The sequence below is a fragment of the Leptolyngbya sp. FACHB-711 genome (assembly GCF_014695615.1).
Lineage (GTDB): Bacteria > Cyanobacteriota > Cyanobacteriia > Elainellales > Elainellaceae > Leptolyngbya_A.
On sequence record NZ_JACJOR010000506.1, the window covers coordinates 23242 to 40609 of the forward strand.

11 protein-coding genes are annotated in these 17368 nt (G+C 51.1%); 8 read left to right on the plus strand and 3 right to left on the minus strand.

From position 1 onward, the window contains the following. The first annotated feature begins 577 nt into the window (after positions 1-577). The 4 genes from H6F80_RS24320 (at position 578) to H6F80_RS24335 (ending at position 5697) form a co-directional block, all read left to right on the plus strand. A complete protein-coding gene (locus H6F80_RS24320; RefSeq protein ID WP_190794095.1) occupies positions 578-1747 on the plus strand; it encodes a sugar ABC transporter substrate-binding protein in 1170 nt (389 codons plus the stop codon). Positions 1748-1945: 198 nt separating this feature from the next. After that, positions 1946-2773: an ATP-binding cassette domain-containing protein gene (locus H6F80_RS24325; protein ID WP_190794096.1), complete on the plus strand. Its 828-nt coding sequence runs from the start codon at positions 1946-1948 to the stop codon at positions 2771-2773. A gap of 63 nt (positions 2774-2836) precedes the next feature. Continuing rightward, positions 2837-4084 carry a sugar ABC transporter permease gene (locus H6F80_RS24330; protein WP_190794097.1) on the plus strand — a complete coding sequence of 416 codons (1248 nt, stop codon included), beginning with the start codon at positions 2837-2839 and terminating at the stop codon, positions 4082-4084. A 350-nt stretch (positions 4085-4434) separates the two neighbouring features. Next, positions 4435-5697 carry an alpha/beta hydrolase gene (locus H6F80_RS24335; RefSeq protein WP_190794098.1) on the plus strand — a complete coding sequence of 421 codons (1263 nt, stop codon included), beginning with the start codon at positions 4435-4437 and terminating at the stop codon, positions 5695-5697. A gap of 228 nt (positions 5698-5925) precedes the next feature. Here the strand turns inward: H6F80_RS24335 and H6F80_RS24340 are convergent, their stop codons facing one another. Further along, a complete protein-coding gene (locus tag H6F80_RS24340; protein WP_190794099.1) occupies positions 5926-6378 on the minus strand; it encodes a hypothetical protein in 453 nt (150 codons plus the stop codon). 245 nt (positions 6379-6623) lie between these two features. Here H6F80_RS24340 and H6F80_RS24345 point away from each other — a divergent pair, with 245 nt between their 5' ends. Genes H6F80_RS24345 through H6F80_RS24355 form a run of 3 tightly spaced genes read left to right on the plus strand, consistent with a single transcriptional unit; the run spans position 6624 to position 9111 of the window. Next, on the plus strand, positions 6624-7574 hold the full coding sequence (locus H6F80_RS24345) for a S1C family serine protease (RefSeq protein WP_190794100.1): 951 nt from the start codon (positions 6624-6626) through the stop codon (positions 7572-7574). Next, on the plus strand, positions 7574-8449 hold the full coding sequence (locus H6F80_RS24350; RefSeq protein ID WP_190794101.1) for a S1C family serine protease: 876 nt from the start codon (positions 7574-7576) through the stop codon (positions 8447-8449). The genes H6F80_RS24345 and H6F80_RS24350 overlap by 1 nt, the downstream gene beginning before the upstream one ends. Continuing rightward, a complete protein-coding gene (locus H6F80_RS24355; RefSeq protein WP_190794102.1) occupies positions 8446-9111 on the plus strand; it encodes a response regulator transcription factor in 666 nt (221 codons plus the stop codon). The genes H6F80_RS24350 and H6F80_RS24355 overlap by 4 nt, the downstream gene beginning before the upstream one ends. Positions 9112-9244: 133 nt before the next feature. Here H6F80_RS24355 and H6F80_RS24360 read toward each other — a convergent pair whose 3' ends face one another. Then, a complete protein-coding gene (locus H6F80_RS24360) occupies positions 9245-10489 on the minus strand; it encodes a calcium-binding protein (RefSeq protein ID WP_190794103.1) in 1245 nt (414 codons plus the stop codon). A gap of 939 nt (positions 10490-11428) precedes the next feature. Here H6F80_RS24360 and H6F80_RS24365 point away from each other — a divergent pair. Further along, positions 11429-13234, plus strand: coding sequence for a DUF4268 domain-containing protein (locus H6F80_RS24365; RefSeq protein WP_190794104.1), 1806 nt, complete (start codon positions 11429-11431; stop codon positions 13232-13234). Positions 13235-13338: 104 nt separating this feature from the next. Here H6F80_RS24365 and H6F80_RS24370 read toward each other — a convergent pair whose 3' ends face one another. Next, on the minus strand, positions 13339-17025 hold the full coding sequence (locus H6F80_RS24370; protein WP_190794105.1) for a WD40 domain-containing protein: 3687 nt from the start codon (positions 17023-17025) through the stop codon (positions 13339-13341). Positions 17026-17368: the final 343 nt, after the last annotated feature.

A 17368-nucleotide genomic window follows, 5' to 3' on the forward strand; every position in this document is an offset into this window, starting at 1 on the left:
GCGTTAATCTGATTAAAACGACTGGTGAGTCTAATGATTTATCTAATAAAGGAGGAGAAGTAAAAGGAGAAAAACGAAATAATTCTTTCACAAAATAAGAGCCGTTGAAGGATCAGTTCTCCTAAATTCAATCGCTGCTGAACTTTGGGAGAAAGCCTGAGTCTCGCTGATGCCTAAACAGGTTATGAAGCGATCGAAAGCGCAGAATTTAACAAGATTAGAACTAAGCCATTACAAAAGGCTTTTGGCTGACCTACAAGGGATGGCTATCCACAAAGCCATCTTAGATACTGATTAAAACGCGCAGTGTAATTCTACGTTTAAGAAGCGTTGCTTCGACTGAGCACCTTCAGCTTTTAGCATCACTTCATCTTGTTTAAATCCAAAAGCCTGAGCTGGCAATTTGTGGAAAAACAGTGCGGAAAGCGCTTATACAACGCAGTGAATTTGCGATCGAGTCGATGTTTGCCGTGACTAAGCCTTAATCATTAGGCTAGCTTGTCGCTTTTGAGACATCTGCACTGTTAATCCTGTCAATCTTTCATTTATTACTATCGACACTGAGGGATTTTAGACCATGTTTCAGTTGACGAAAGCAATGCGCCGCTGGTTGCCGATCGCGGGGATACTCGTGCTAGCAGCCTGTAGCGGTAACAATCCCAACGCAGGCAACTCAGCATCAAATACCGAAGCGGCGGGTGGAGCCAATACAGCGAATACGGAGTTTGCTGCTGCAAAGGGCTGTAAGAACGTCGGAGTTTTGCTGCCAGAATCTGATTCTTCCGCCCGTTACGAAGCATACGATCGTCCCCTGCTAGAGCGAGAAATTAAGGCAGCCATTCCGGACGTAACGATTCAGTATGCCAACGCGAACAACAACGCAACCACGCAGCAAAACCAGGCAGAAGCAGCTCTGACGAAAGGAGCCTGTATTCTTGTAGTTGACCCCAACGACAGCGACCAGGCATCGGTGATCGTGCAGCAGGCAAAAGCAAGCGGTGTTCCGGTAATTGCCTACGATCGTCTGATTCAAGACCCGGATACTGCCTTCTACGTTTCGTTTGATAACGAGCGTGTTGGCGAACTTCAAGGACAGTACATTGTCGATCAGTACAAAGCAGGCAATTTGAATCTGCAAAAGGGAGCCACGCTGGTGATGATCAACGGTTCCCAAACCGACAACAACGCGCTGCTGTTCCGCAAAGGCGCACTCAAGGCATTGCAACCTCTGATCGATAGCGGCGACCTGAACCTGGTGTTTGACCAATACACGCCTAACTGGGACAACGCCAGAGCGCAATCGCTCATGGAAGGTGTGCTGACCAAGGAAGGCAATGACGTGGATATCGCTTACGTTGCTAATGACGGCATGGCGAACACCGTAATTGCTGCGCTGCGTACCCAAAAGTTAAACGGCAAAGTGCTAGTTACCGGGCAGGATGCCACCGCAACGGGAATTCAAAACATTCTCACGGGCGACCAGACGATGACAATTTATAAGCCAATTGCTCAAGAGGCAAAAGCGACCGCAAGACTGGTTGCAGCTTTGAGTAATGGCGAAGATGTGAGTTCGCAGGTCAACGGCCAAACTGAAATAAAGGGCGGCGGACAAATTCCTTCGGTGCTGGAAACGCCGATCGCTGTAGACAAGAACAACGTCGAGTCTACGGTGGTTAAAGATGGCTACTTGACTAAGGAGCAAATTTGTAGCGGTCTGTCTGAGGACAACACGGGCTTCTGTAACTAAGCCTGTACTAAGAAGGAGTTCCAGATGGTTTTGGGTGTGTGACAGAGTGCCTGAGATTTCCCGGAATCCCCCTTTTGAAGAGGAATGGTGAACGATCGAATTCTCTCTTTGAAGGGGGCTAGGGGGATCTTCTAGAGCCTTATCACCCTCACCCGACCGCTCAATTCTCTCTCTCACTCATCTCTTTAAGAAAAACTCATGACAGACACTTCTTTTTCGGTGCGACCTAACGTTCAGCCGACCAACGGCATTCCTCGGCTCCAGCTTAGAAATATCAGCAAATCCTTCGGCGGGGTGCAGGCTCTCAAGCACGTCGATTTTGAAGTTTTTGATGGAGAAGTCGTCGGACTGGTGGGCGACAACGGAGCCGGAAAATCAACGCTGATTAAAACCATGTCAGGGGCATACATTCCTGACGAGGGCGAAGTTCTGATTGATAACCAGCCTGTAACGATTCAGGGTCCGCAGGATGCAACGCGACTGGGCATTGAAACGGTTTATCAAGACCTAGCACTCTGCGACAACCTGGATGTGGTGGCAAACCTGTGGCTGGGTCGCGAGGCACATCGAACGCTGATTCCGGGTGTGCTGAAAGTGCTGGACGAGGCAGAAATGGAGCGCAGGACGATCGATGTCTTGCGAACGCTAGATGTGAAAATTCCTTCGGTGCGATCGACTGTAGCAGGGCTATCGGGTGGACAGCGGCAATGTGTGGCAGTTGCAAAAACCATTTTGCGTCAGCCCAAAGTTGTGTTGCTGGACGAACCAACGGCTGCGCTCGGTGTAGCGCAAACTCGACAGGTGTTGAACATGATCCATCGGCTGAAGCAGCAAGGTCAGGCGGTTGTCGTGATTTCCCACAACCTGCACGATGTGTTTGAAGTCACCGATCGCATTGTCGTGATGCGGTTAGGACAGCGGGTGCGAACGTTTGAAACCCAAAATGTGAATCGGGAAGCGGTCGTTGCGGCAATTACCGGAGCAGATGCGGCAGCCGTCACCGAAACCGATGTTACTGGAGTCTAGACTCAGCTTCACTCACGGAATTCACAGGCATTATGACTCTCCACAAACATTCATAAATTAATTATGACAAGCTTAGATCCCAATCCTCAAAAGGGTGGTCAGAATCAGTCTCTGGTTCGTCAACCGGGTGCAGCGCCAGCCTCTTCGCAGCGTGCCCGGTTCAATTTGCGATCGTTGATGCAGGGCGATCTGGGTTTCATTCCTGTCATTATCACCCTGGCACTCATCACTATTTACTTCCAGGTTGCTACAAGCGGGGTTTTCTTTCAGGCAAGAAACCTGTCAAATTTAACGCAGCAAATTGTTGCCATTAGCATTCTCAGCGTTGCTGCCGTGCTGGTGCTGCTGCTGGGCGAAATTGACTTGAGTTTAGCCTCAGTTGCCCAAGCCTGTGCTGCAATTATGGCAACGGTTTCAGTGTATCAAAACTGGAATCCCTGGGCGGCGATTCTGGTGGCGTTGTTAGCAGGCGCGATCATTGGACTCATTAACGGATTTTTTGTCGCGGTATTGCGTGTTCCGTCGTTTATCGTCACCCTGGCTGGATCGATCGGCTACGCCGGACTGCTACTGGTAGTGATGGGACCACAAACAACGCTGGTGGTGCGTGATCCAGTGATTCGTTCTCTGGCTCCTACCTATCTGCCGCCTGCTCTTAGCTGGGGATTGCCACTGCTCGGTTTGGCACTTTATGCAGCAGGCCTATGGTACAACCAGAAGCAACGCAAATCTGCCGGACTTCCGGTGCAGCATTTAACTCAAACAGTGCTTCAGCTTGTGGCGGCAACCGCAGTTGTTCTGATTGTGGTGTTCCTGTTCCAGGCTTATCAGGGTGTGCCTCAGGCGGTGATGATTGCCCTCGCTCTGGTAGTCATTGCCTGGCTAATTCTGAAGAAGACTCCCTTTGGTCGCCATTTGTACGCAGTCGGCGGTAACGCAGAAGCGGCTCGTCGCGCAGGCATTAACGTAGTGCGGATGAAAATGACGGTGTTTGTGCTGGCTTCGACGCTAGCAGCCTTTGCCGGAGTAATGATGACTTCGCGCAGTACCGCTGTTGCCACGCAAATTAGCTCGACTCTCCTGCTGAATGCGATCGCCGCAGCCGTGATCGGTGGTGTCAGCCTTTTTGGTGGACGAGGTTCGGTTTGGGCAGTGATTTTGGGCGCGCTGGTGATTGGCAGTCTGGATAACGGTCTGGACTTGCTGAACCAGGAACAGGGCGTGAAAAACATTGTGCAGGGCGCAGTGCTGGTGCTGGCGGTAACGGCAGATGCGATCGTGCGTCGAGCTGGATTTGCCCGAGGGAAATGACCGGCTTAACCAATCAAAGGTGAATGATCACGGGGACATGGCTTGCTGTGTCCCTTTTCTGTCAAATGGGCGGATTTCTGTGAAATGGGCGGACTGAGAATATGATTGGAGCGGGTGGGCATTATCCTATAGAATAAGCCGATTTATCTTTTTCAGAGAATTCATGGACTGATTCAACTCCAAAGCTGGGCATGACGGATTTAACCAGGCTGTTTCGCGAGACGGCTATCAGGAAACCGAACACGCCTTTGCCCATTTCCGACTGCTGCACCCCAAACCTATCGAAAACTATCACTGACTGAGAACTGTTCGTATTCGACCTGTGCCGCTTCGCTCTTAAACCTTCGCCAATGGCTCACCGTAACGCAACCAATCGATCGCAGCCTGCCAAGGGGCTCAAACGCAAGGTAGCCCTGTTGGGGTCATTTCTGGTCGCTCTAGGGTTTCCCTGGATTTTGAGCATTGTGGGCTGTTTTCTCAGTTTGTGGATTGTTGTTCCGGCTCCCACCTTTTCGCTGCTGCCGCTAGGAATTGGTGCACCAGAGGTGAGTCCTTGGCTGATTGTGATCAATGCGATCGCTCTGCTGCTGGTGGTGCTGCGGCTTCAGTCAAGCTGGATTTTTGGGGTTGCGCTGGGCTGTAGCCTGCTGGGTCTGGCACTCAGTCTACTGCCCCTGATTCAGTTTCCGGCTGCCAATGCGCGGATTGCGGCGGAGATGGAGGCTCAATTAGGGAAAGCGGCTCTCACTGCAACGCCCCCGATCGCTCAACGGTTGCGCTCCCATCCTTTTGTTTGGACAGATGCCTTTCGGGGAATTGCTGTGCCATCGGTACGAATCGATCGCGGCATTCCGTTTGCTCAGGTTGAGGAGGTGACGCTGACCTTAAATCTTTATCGTCCTGCTGCTGCGGGGCTGCATCCCACGATCGTCGTTATCTACGGCGGGGCATGGCAAAATGGCACACCTGCAAATGACGAAACCTTTAGCCGCTATATGGCAGCTCAGGGCTATACCGTGGTGGCGATCGATTACCGTCATGCGCCCCAGTTTCGCTTTCCGGCACAGCTTGAAGATGTTCAAACTGCCCTGTCTTTTATTCAGGCTCAGGCAGAAGCGTTAGAAGTTGATCGGCAGCGGGTAGCCTTGCTAGGGCGATCGGCAGGGGCACATCTGGCATTGATGGCAGCCTATGGGCAAAGTCCGTTACCGATTCGAGCCGTGGTGGACTACTACGGTCCTACAAACCTGCTTGAAGGCTACAACAAACCCCCGGTTCCTGACCCGATCGACACTCGTGCGGTGCTGCGATCGTTTCTGGGAGGCAGTCCAGACCAACTGCAGGAGCTGTATCAAGCCGCTTCCCCAGTAAATCAAATTCAGCCCAATTTGCCGCCGTCACTGCTGGTTTATAGCGGGCGCGATCACCTCGTTCAGCCCCGGTTTGGACGGCAGCTCTACGAAAAACTGCAAGCATCGGGAAATCGTGCGGTTTGGCTAGAAATCCCCTGGGCAGAACACGCTTTTGATGCCGTCTTTCAGGGCGTGAGTAATCAGCTTGCTTTGTATTACACCGAGCGATTTCTTGCCTGGGCATTCAGGGAACTGCCGTAAGAGGCGGTTTGAAAAGTGTCCCATGCCTACATTGCCCCCTAAATTCCTCAACTTTGAGGGACTTTGAATTCCTTAAAGCCAAATAGATTCTCCAGAATTGGGAGGCTAGGGGGGCGGCTCCGGTCATCATGATGACTTTTCACATAATGACTTTTCAAGCGTCCTCTCACTGTGTTGTTCTCCTTAACCCTAGGGAATCATTGGCTGAATTGATTATTTTCTTCCTACTCACCAGAGGGTTTGAGGAATTCGAGTTGGGGGAATTGGACGACGCGACGGGGAATTTTGTGACCTTAACCCGCTCGCCACGACTAATGCAACGACTGCAGCTCCTAACATCAGCAGCCAAAAGCGTTTTGTTGCAGAAGCGGAATTTGCTGTAGGGGCTGACCTGCTGGGTCGAAATGACTGATGCGCCTGCTCTTCTGGTTGTGGCGCGATCGAAGGAGCTTGCAGGGGTTGACCGCGATACGGGCTGGGGGGCTGCATCTCGATCGGCAGGATTTGTTCGAGGGCTGGGTTAGATTCTAGATTGACTGAAGGGATTGCTTCAGGAAGAACGGGAGCGATGGGGAATTCGTCCTTACAGGGCGGCGAGGTCAATGAGGCGATGCGAAGCCATTCCCCTGCTGAGGCGATCGATTTGTCTTCTGGCTCTTCCGGCAAGGATGCAGGGGTCATACAACATTGTTCTCATTCTGACTGAATATTGCTTGATCAAGCGATTGATTAAAGAAACAGCAGCTCGATCGCTGATTCAGGAAATCCAGGTTGCGAGTCAACGTTCTGAGTCAACATTCTGATTAGTCCCTAGCCATTTTTCCAGGTCGCTTCCTCCCCATTTCGCTGATCCGGGGTCGCTTGTCTTTGCTGCATTGTAGAGAGTAAAGCAAGACCGTAAAGCAATAGGCTCCTGGAGGGCAGCGATGACAACCGAAGATTTTAGTCCTCTGACTGCACTTTCTCAAACTCTGGCAGACTCGATCGCCCGAGCAGGCGCTTCGATCGTTGGCTTAAAGGCAGGACGGCGGGGCAGTGCGAGCGGTATTCACTGGCGATCGGGCATTGTTGTTACCACGGATCATGCGCTCAAGCAGGATGATGCGGTAACGCTGACGCTCGCAGACGGAACGGTAACTGCAACGTTGATTGGACGCGACTCGGCGATCGATCTGGCAGTGCTGCGATTGCCCGACAGCGTGACTTTACCTGCGGCAAACCTGGGCGATCCGGCGCAGCTTCGGGTGGGACATCTTACCGTCGCGGTGGGACGATCGCTGGAAACAGGCATTACTGCCAGCATGGGAATTGTGAGCGCGATCGGCGGCGCATGGCGCACGTGGCACGGTGGCAAAGTGGATCAGTTGATTCGTCCTGATGTGATGCTGTATCCGGGCGGTTCGGGCAGTGGGCTCATTAATACTCAGGGGCAAATACTGGGCATGAATACGATGGCTCCGCGCCATTCGGTATTGACGATTCCGGTGACGACGATCGATCGCGTGGTGAATCAGCTTGTGAACCAGGGGCGGATTGTGCGCGGCTATTTGGGCGTGGGGATGCAGCCTGTTCAGCTTCCAGAGGCGTTTTGTCAGTCGCTTCAGCTTGCGGGCAACGGCGGCGTCCTGATTCTCAGTGTGGAGTCGGGCAGCCCGGCAGATCGGGCAGGCGTTTTGATTGGCGACATTATCGTTGCAATGAATGATGACCCCCAAGGGGAAAGTGCTTCGCATCGGCGCATCGAGGCGATCGATGACATTCAGCGAATGCTCGACCCAGAGCGCGTAGGACAGCCTTTAACCGTGCAAATGGTGCGGGGCGGACAGTTGATTTCTTTGACGATTCTGGTGGGTGAGCGTCCCCGGAGGGCAGGCTGATGAACAGTTTTTTTAATTTGGAACGGGCTGCAGAATTTGATACTCAGCTTACAGATGTAATTCAGCGGCTTCAGCAAAGCACAGTTCAACTTCAGTCGGGTCGCGGCAGCATGGGGTCGGGCGTGATCTGGAATGCGGATGGACTGATTCTCACCAATGCTCATGTGGTGCGTGGTCGGGCAATCATCGCCCTGATCGGAAATCGTCAGCTCGAAGCCAGAGTGATTCGCAAAGATGAGTCGCTCGATTTAGCAGCTCTGGTGGTGAATGCCCGAAATTTACCCGAAGCAACGATCGCTCCCTCGCTTAATCTGCGGGTTGGTGAAATGGTCATCGCCGTGGGCAATCCGGCAGGACTTCACAATGCAGTTAACCTGGGCATAATTCACACTGTTGCACCGCCTCAGTCCGCGTCTCCCTGGATTCAAGCCGATGTGCGCTTGGCTCCGGGCTATTCGGGCGGCCCTCTGGCAACTCTGGCAGGACAGGTGCTTGGCATCAACAGCATGATCGTAGACGGACGCGCCTTTGCCATCTCGACCGAGGCGATCGATCGCTTTCTGGCGAGCCAATCGGAGCAGCCGCGACTGGGGGCAATGCTTCAGCCTGTGGTGCTAGCACAGGGCAGGAAACCGATTCGGGGCTGGGTGATTACGGATTTAACGCCAAACAGTCCGGCGGCTGGGCAGCTTTTGATCGGCGATGTCGTTCTGGGAATTAACGATCGTCCCTTTCTTCAGCATCGCGATCTGGCGGACTGGCTCAAACTGGCGAAACCGGGCGATCGGTGGCAAGTCACGGTTCTGCGGGGTGATCGGCAGCTTCAGCGCAACTTGATTCTCGATCGCAAGACCGAGGGGCGGGAGGCAGCATGATTCGAGTTGGGGTGGTGGCGCGTTCAGCGATCGTGCGAGCAGGACTCACCGCTTTGCTCTCTGCCCAATCAGGCTTTACGGTGGTGGGGGCAGCGGAGCCAGATACCCTGCTTCAGGAGATCGATCGCTGGCAGGCGGAGGTGATTGTGCTGGAGATCGAAGGGTCAGATGAGGATATGGCAATACTGCTGCCTTTGTTCGAGTTAAAACTTGAACCCGGATTTGAGGCAACCCTTTCGCCCCAGATCATTGTGCTGCTCGACGAAGCAGAACCCGAAACCGTGCGAGAACTGCTGCGGCTGGATGTACGCGGAATTCTACCGCAGGCGATCGGCTCAGGAGAAATCACAGCGGCGATCGAAGCGGTTGCGGTAGGCTTGATCGTGCTGCATCCTGACTTCAGCGACGAGCTTCAGCCTGCCCTGACCGACCTTCCCGCCCCCCTGCCTGCCCAACCTGCCACTGCCCCCCTAACGCCTCGCGAAATGGAAGTGCTGCAAATGATCGCAGAAGGCATGAGCAATAAAACGATCGCGCGTCGTCTGCATTTATCCGAACATACAATCAAATTTCACATCAGCTCGATCTTTTCTAAACTTCAGGTCTCCAGCCGCACCGAAGCAGTGATCGCAGGAACGCGCCTGGGGCTAATTTTACTGTGACGATCGGCTTTGCTGTTGCTGATAGTGATGGCTACAGAACAGATAACAGATATAGGACGAAAACAGACGAAAACAGAGGCTCTTTTGAAACCTCTGTCCTGGTTATTGGCGGATGGGATAGAGAAGAACCAATCTAGAAGGGCGAAGCCACAATCAGAATGTCACTGGCTGCCAGAGTCGGTTTGTTACCCAGCGTGGCAATCTCGACCTGTCCTCGGCTGCCTGTACCGTCTGCGTCGTAGAACAGCTTGCCCGATCGCTGATTGTAGATGAACCGATCGCCGCTATCTTTTGCTGCTTTGCCGACCACGAACGCATCTGCACTTAAATCACCCACGTTCAACCGACCAAAGTTACCAGAGGTGAATGCCAATCGATCGCCGTCCTGGCGGGAGAAGTCTTGAATGCGATCACCGCCGTCTTTCGCGTTGGCGTAAAGAAATCGGTCAGCACCCAGACCACCGCTGAGCAGATCCTTGCTGGCTCCACCAATCAGAGAATCATTTCCACCATTTCCCGTCAGTCTGTCTTTTTGAGCCAAGCCCAGAATGATGTCGTTTCGCTCTGTGCCTTGCAGACGATCGGCGCGTCGGGTTCCGGTAATAAGATTGGGCGGCTCGATCGGCGGAAGTCCCGGATTGGGAAGTCCCGGATTCGGCTGTGGACCGGGCTGTCCCACATTTGGAAGTCCCGGATTCGGCTGTAGACCCGGATGTCCGGAATGGGGAGGTAGAGGGATCACACCGGGCTGGGGATGGACGTATTTGGGATCAAAGACAAACACATCAGGATTATTGAGGAAGCCAGCGGGGTTTTTGGCAAACTGGGTAGAAACATCCTGCAACACCGCTACCACATCGTTTTGGTCTTGCTCGCGACCGATATACACCAGTGCCACGTCCTCAGTGGTTGCATTATCGGCGTTGCCAAATTCCTGTCCCCATTCGACCGAGCGCAGGGCATAGTGAGCGGGAAATTCTGCAAGCTGAATCCGATCGCCTTCGCTTGGTTTGAAATCCGTAATTACTGCAAATCCGCTCGATTGGGATGGATTCAACGTATCACCACCGCCGACATATCCTGGAGCACCAATCGCATCTCTCAGGTCAAACAGGTCGCCGCCTTGTCCGCCTGTCATCTGGTCAAACTCCGCGTCTGGCACCCGATCGCCTGTCCCGCCGAAGCCAATCATAATGTCATTGCCGCCACTGCCAAACATCGTGTCATTGCCTTTGCCGCCCAGTAGTTTGTCATGACCCGCGCCACCTACCAGTTTGTCGTTGCCTGCGTAACCGCTGAGTTGATAGTTTCTGGTATCGTTTAGCGAAACAGGAATTACATTGTTTTGATCGTTGCCGTCGATATTGATGTAAACCATGATGTTTCTCCTTAATGAATGCTAGCGTGAATGATTTGGTGAATGACGTTGTACATGGAATGCGAACGATTCTGTGATGAGCCAGCAGAACAAATGACCCTGGCTAGAGATATCCTGCAAGTTGCAGTGGATTCTAGCGGGAAATTGCCTGTTGCAGATTCAAAACTGCGCTGAGCAAAAACGCTTTAACGGGGTTTGAAGCCTGGATTGAGAGGAGTTTGAGCCGTTCGCTCTCGTTCGTTTCTCATCACTCCTTTACTGTATTCGCGCTGCCCGAATGACGCGATAACAGAAAGTTAGGGAAAGTTATGGAGCTTTTTAAGGTGTCGCTTTAGGATGAGTTAAGAAGATGTTGAAAAGCTTTCACCCGAACCGTTTCTAGCTCCAGGCTAGGGTGTACACCAGTTGATTGGACAGCTTGCTATAAAGTGTGGGCGATCAAGTTTGGACATTCTACATTTCACGTGAAGACTAAGGCATGATTTAGAGCCAGGAACGATTACAGGTCCAGCAGCTTGTCGAAGGGGCAGGAAAGCTGCAAGGCTTACATCGATTGCTACTTCTTCTTTCGAGCGAGGAAACAGCAAGTATGAGGGACGCCAGTCTTACCGGAGGTAAAAAGTTTACTATTTCTTGTAGATAAACGCTGACATTATTTGTCGATTGCTATCAGAATGGTAGAAACGATTAGTACTAACTCTAGCCAAAGGCGTCCGTCGCCTATGTTCAGTTTCGTTTGCTTCTTGAGTTATGCTTTAAGGAAACTAGTCTTATGACGATTAGGTTTACCACGATAGCTATAACGTTATTGCATAAATAATCCAGTCAGATATTGAAGTAGCCCAATGACAGTGGTTTAGAGGAGGGTTCAAACCCCGGGCTCAAACCTACATCTAGTCGAAAATCTTGGTTTCGTATATCCAGTCGCTTCGTTGAGTTATGCCTTTCATCGTTCAGCACCTCATTCCTGAAAGTCAGAGTGTAGTCACAGCTACTGAGGATATGTCAGTACAGGCAGCACTAGGACGTATGCTAGAAAACAAGTTTAGCCAACTACCTGTAGTGGATCAGGGTGGCAAACTTCGAGGAATGATTACGCACGAATCAATTCTTCAAGCAATCAGCTACTTCGGTGTTACTCCTGACAAGCTCAAAGTTTCTCATGCATTATTCAAGGTGAAACCATGCTCACATGAAGATGAACTCTCTGAGTTACTAAATGGATTGAGGGACAATAGTGCCATCCCGATCGTTGACAACAATAATTGCCTTACCGGAATTATCACTAGCTACGACACAACAGAATATTTTCGCCAGCGTGCTGAAGATATCATGCTTGCTGAAGATATTGAAATTACCCTAAGAGATTTGATTGAGGGTGCTTATAAGGATGGTAAGGGAGAAATAGACGCAAGTAAGCTTAATGAGGCTATAAAAGCAATAACCCCTTCTGAGCAGGAATTCTTAGGACGCTTTAGCAAAGCTGTAAAGTATTACGTTCAAAAGTATACCAGCAGCAAGCAGTTTACAGAGCAAGGCAGTCAAATGCAGCCTAGCAATCACTCGATTCAGTTCAATCAAAAACTTGTCAACGAGGCTTTCAACCAGCATCTTTCTAAACCGATTCAACCAAAGCCTTTTGAACAGCTAGCCTTGAGTGAGTACATTCAACTTCTTAAGAATGCTTGGGCAAAATATGAATCTTCTTTTAATAGTATTGAATGGGAAGCACTTGACCGACTGCTGAATGAGATCCGTCAGATTCGCAATAGTATTGCTCACTTTCGCGAAGTAACGACAAATCAAAGACAGCAACTGAGATACTGCGCTAATCTTCTTAATTATCATCGTCCGTCTATTAGATACTCTGAGGCACCTGTTACAGAAGCCGTCACTGTTATCGCCAATCTTTATCTTCCAATTCCGACAGCTACATTGGAATTAAACACCATTGTACAAAATTCAAGAGAAGTGGAAAAAGATCAACGGGATCTACTGCCCTTCGATGAGGAGATTAGCCCAAATGATAGTCGTTATGCTCTTTTAGCTGTCTGGCTTCAAAGCCAAGCAGATCTTGATTCAAATAGGGTTCAACTTACATTTCGACAAATCGAGGATATTATCAAAGGCGATCTCCCTCCTTCAGCACGCCAACATCGTAACTGGTGGGCTAATGATTCTGTCAGTCATGTTCAGTCGCAGCAATGGTTGGAGGTAGGCTGGCGCGTCGCTGATGTCAACATGTCCGAAGAGAGAGTTGTGTTTGCACGAATGGGGGATCGACAGAATGCATACGTCAGCTTCTTCAATGACTTACAACTCAAACTAAATAGTATAGATAGCTTGACGATCCAACCAGCTATGAATCTTCAAGGTCGCTCCTGGTCAAGCATTGAAGTTACATCAGCTGAACTTCCTAAACCTTCTTATATAAACTTTTCATTTGCTCGTAGGTCTCGATTCCGCATTGAACATTACATTGATACTGGTGAGCAATACCGAAACAAGCAGATTTTTGACGCTCTCTATAACTACAAGGAAGAGATCGAGACGAAGTTGGGTGAACGTTTAAGTTGGGAAAGGCTTGACAGTAGACGCGCTTGTCGTGTTGCCCTGTATCGTGACGAGGCATCAATTGCTGATCCTCCAGAGCAACTAGCGAAACTACAAGATTGGACAGTCAGAATGACGGTTCGATTCTATAAGGCAGTCATCCCCTATCTACAAAAAGTAGAGCAATCATAGACCTGCTTGGGTTTGAGGCTTTGTAGCCCCCTGGATCTCCCGATCTGGGGGAACTTTAGAGGGGCAATGTAAAACCTTTCACACCCCTCAAACATCTTTTAACGCTAAGGCATGAGAGAGTCTACCTCGATCGCCCCTAATACTTGCAGTGCGGTTCGTTGTGCTTCTGTAACGCCGATGACCTCAGCAATATTCGTGCCGCTGTAGGGCTGGTCAGGCATGAGCGTGTTGAGGCATTCGCAAGTGTCCATGTCCCAAATATTGATCGTCCCGTTCTGACTGCCACAGGCAAGGGTCAGCGATTCGGGCAGTGTCGGAGAAGGTTGGGTCGAAGAACAAGGACGAAAAGCAATTCCTGTTCGCATTGCCTGGGTCGCGACAGGCAGGATTTTGACGCAGGTTCCGATCGCAACGTCCCATAGGCGAATCGTTTGATCGAGGCTACTGCTGGCAAGCCATTGTCCATCCGAGCTAAATGCCACTGACCAAACATTGTTGGTATGTCCGATTAGGGCGTGAAGGCATTGCCCGGTCTGTATCGACCAGAGGCGCACGGTTTCGTCGCTGCTAGCACTTGCTAGCCGTTGTCCATCGGGACTGAAGGCGATCGACTGCACTCGGCTCTGGTGTCCTGCTAAAATCGTCAGGCACTCTCCGGTACTTACCGACCAGAGGCGAGCCGTTTGATCTTCGCTGCTGCTGGCCAGGATCTCACCATCAGGACTAAAGCTAACCGACCAGACCCAGCCCTCATGTCCCTGCAAAAGGTTAAGGCATTTCCCGGTGCTGACTGACCAGATTCGCAGCGTGCAATCATCCCCACTACTGGCTAAGAATTCGCCGTTGGGGCTAAAGGCGATCGACTGCACCCAGTTGCGATGTCCTTGCAGAATTTTGAGGCATTTTCCACTTGATACAGACCACAGGCGTACGGTTTGGTCAGCACTGCTGCTGGCGAGGAGATGTCCTTGAGGATGAAACGCAACCGATGTCACCCAGCCTTCATGTCCCTGAAGCGTTTGATAATTGCAGGTTTGCAGATCCCAGAGCCGCACGGTTTGGTCGGTGCTGCTGCTCGCGAGCAGTTGCCCATCTGCCCGAAACGCCACCGAAAACACAGAGTTCGTATAGCCCTTTAAGGTTCTCAAACAACGACCTGTGGCGATATCCCAGAGCCGAACCGTTTGATCTGCGCTGCCGCTGGCGAGGGTTGCATCCTGAGCATTGAGCGCGACAGAAAAGATCGGATGGGTATGTCCGCGCAGCACGGTACGGCATTCGCCCGTTTGTAAATCCCAGATTCTCACGGTTTTGTCGTCGCCACCGCTGATCAGGGTCAAGCCATCTTCGCTCCAGGCGATCGATCGTACTCGCGCAGGGGCTCCACCGTCCTGCAAAGTCTGAATCCATTTTCCGGTTGCCACATCCCAAAGGCGAATTGTGCCGTCTGCGCTCCCGCTGGCAATGATTTGTCCATCAGTTCGCCATGCCACTGACCAAACCCGATCACTGTGCCCCTGAAACACCTGCTGACTTCCGGTTGCCACATCCCAAAGGCGAATTGTGCCGTCGGAACTGCCGCTGGCAAGCCAGGACTCTGCAATCGGACTCCAGGCAACCGCAAGAACGCTGCCCTGATGCCCGGATAATTGGCTGAACTCAATGCCCGTGGCAAGATCCCAAATTCTGACGGTGAATTCGTCGCTGCCGCTCGCTAACCAACGATCGTTTAGATTAAAGGCGATCGTCCAGGCTGCCAATCGATGTCCAGTAAAGATTTGCGTGCATTCTCCCGTATCAGTTTGCCAGAGGCGAATGGTCTTATCATTGCTGCAACTGCCTACCGTTTGACCATCGGCACTAAAGGCGATCGCCCAGATCCAGCCCTGATGTCCTGCAAAGTCAAGCAGGGGTTTTGCATTACTGGTTTGCCATAGCCGCAGCCGTCCTTCTGCATCTCCGGTCGCTAAGCGATCGCCGTCTGGGTGGAATGCTACAGCAAAAACAATGCTGAGCGGTTCGGCAAAAACAGCGTTCGATAAATCAGACTGGGCAAAGTTAACTCGGTGCAGCGTGGACTGCTGAAAATTGGCGTGCCATAGGGTTAATTGGGAAAGGTCGGTATTCCTGAAATACGTCTGCTGTTGAGCCAGCAAATTCCACAGGTTGCCGCCCATATAGCCCGTAACCGAGGAAGGCTTTTCCCGAAGCTGCTTTAGACACTGTAGCAACTGATCGGCTAAGGAGATAGAACCGTCCCAATCAGTCTGTAACTGCTGCACGATCGGCTGAAGAATCAATCGAATCTGTGCTTCTTGAATGTAATCTTTGTGCCGGGTGTTGAGCAGGGCAAAGCCTTTGAGAAATCGGGCTTGAGCAACTCCGGTTTGCGAGCGAATTTCCTGACACACGCCATTCACCAGACGATCGCTGACATATTCCATAACTGCGGGCTGAAGCGAGAACAGGGAACTTCGCTTTCCCATTCCTACAGACTGCGTTTTTTCGATCAGCGATCGTTGTTCCAAAGCTTCCAAAATCGCAATCAAGTTTTGCGCTGAAATGCTGGGAAAGATATCCGTCTTTAAATCATTGATTGAAGCAGGTTCACGATAGAGTGCAAGCCAATAAATAATATTTTTTTCGGCTTCTGATAAACGCTCAAACTGTTGTTCGATCAATGTGCGAATATTTCCTGAAACAAATGTCTCTTGCTTGAGAAATTCAGAAATACTGCCGTCAAATAAATTCTGGATTGTTGCTGCAATAATTTTCAGAGCAAGGGGATTACCTGCATAGCCCGCGATGAGCTGATGCCATTCTGCCGCTGTACCTTGAAAGGTTCCCTTGAGCTGCAAAAGTGCCTGTCCTTCCTCTGGAGGCAATCCGGCGAGCTGCAATCCCCGCACGGGTAAATTAACTCCTTCCAGCAGGGCAACCTCCGGCGGCTTTTCGCGGCTGGTCAGCAGCACACAGCTCTGATGAACCGTTTCACCGACCTGCTGGAACAGTTCGCCATACTCCTCATAGCCTTCGCGGTAGGAGCCGCTTTGCAAAATCGATTCGACGTTATCTAGAATGATCAAGCAGCGATGGTTCCGCAGTTCCTTCAAAAGCTGCGATCGTCGTCCACTCTCGGTTTCTGGGAACTGAGCCGCATCATTTCCCAAAAATTGCAGGATTTCAGCCAGCAGATCTGAAAAAGCAGGGGCATTGCGAAGCGATCGCCAAATCACCCGCTTAAAATGGGACTGAATCTGCTGCGCCAGCTTCACTGACAGCGTGGTTTTACCCATGCCGCCCATGCCCAGTAGCGTGACCAAACGGCAGCGTGCAGTTCCGCTGATCTCTGTCGGAGCGCCCAAAATCCACTGCTCTAACTTTGCCAGTTCAGTCTGTCGCCCATAAAAAAAGCTGACATCGGTAGCTTCGCCCCAATCCTGTTCAGGCGGTGTTGAAGCAACCGGGGCAGCAACGGGGACAATCGCTGTTTCGCTGACTGCTTCGGGCTGGCTACTTTGCTGCGCCATTTGACGCTCGATCGCCGATCGAAAACTGGTTTTTGTAACTTTTTCGCCTAAAACTTCGGATAACAGTTTCCAGAGCTTGGGTCCAATATCGTGCTTGAGATAAGTGGGCGAATAGCCATAGGCATCGGCGATCTGGTCATAGCTTTGCCGAGTCCACGACCAAGATGCCCGCAACATGGCTTGCTGCAAGTCAGTTAAGTGAAGTCCGGTTTTGGCAAACACTAAAGCGTCTGTAAACAATAACGCCTGATCGATCTCCATGCGGCAATATTAGAAGAGGTATAATTTTCTACAAATTTTCGATCGCTTTATACTCATTATCCCAGCACTCCTGATCGAGTTGAATTACCAAGTTGAGATACATTGGCTTCAGGCAAGTCATTTCTTCGGTTTAATGGTTTTAATCATGCAGGCATCTATCTATCTATTTTTTCAAACGATCCTTTTTCGGCGTTGCTGAATCGAAGTATGATACGCCCCCCTAGCCCTCCAAAGGTGGGAGGAACCAGAATTCAAAGTCCCCCAGCATTGGGGGATTTAGGGGGCGATACAGAAGCTAAATTTGCACCCTTCATATCCCGATTCAGCAATGCCCCTTTTTCTA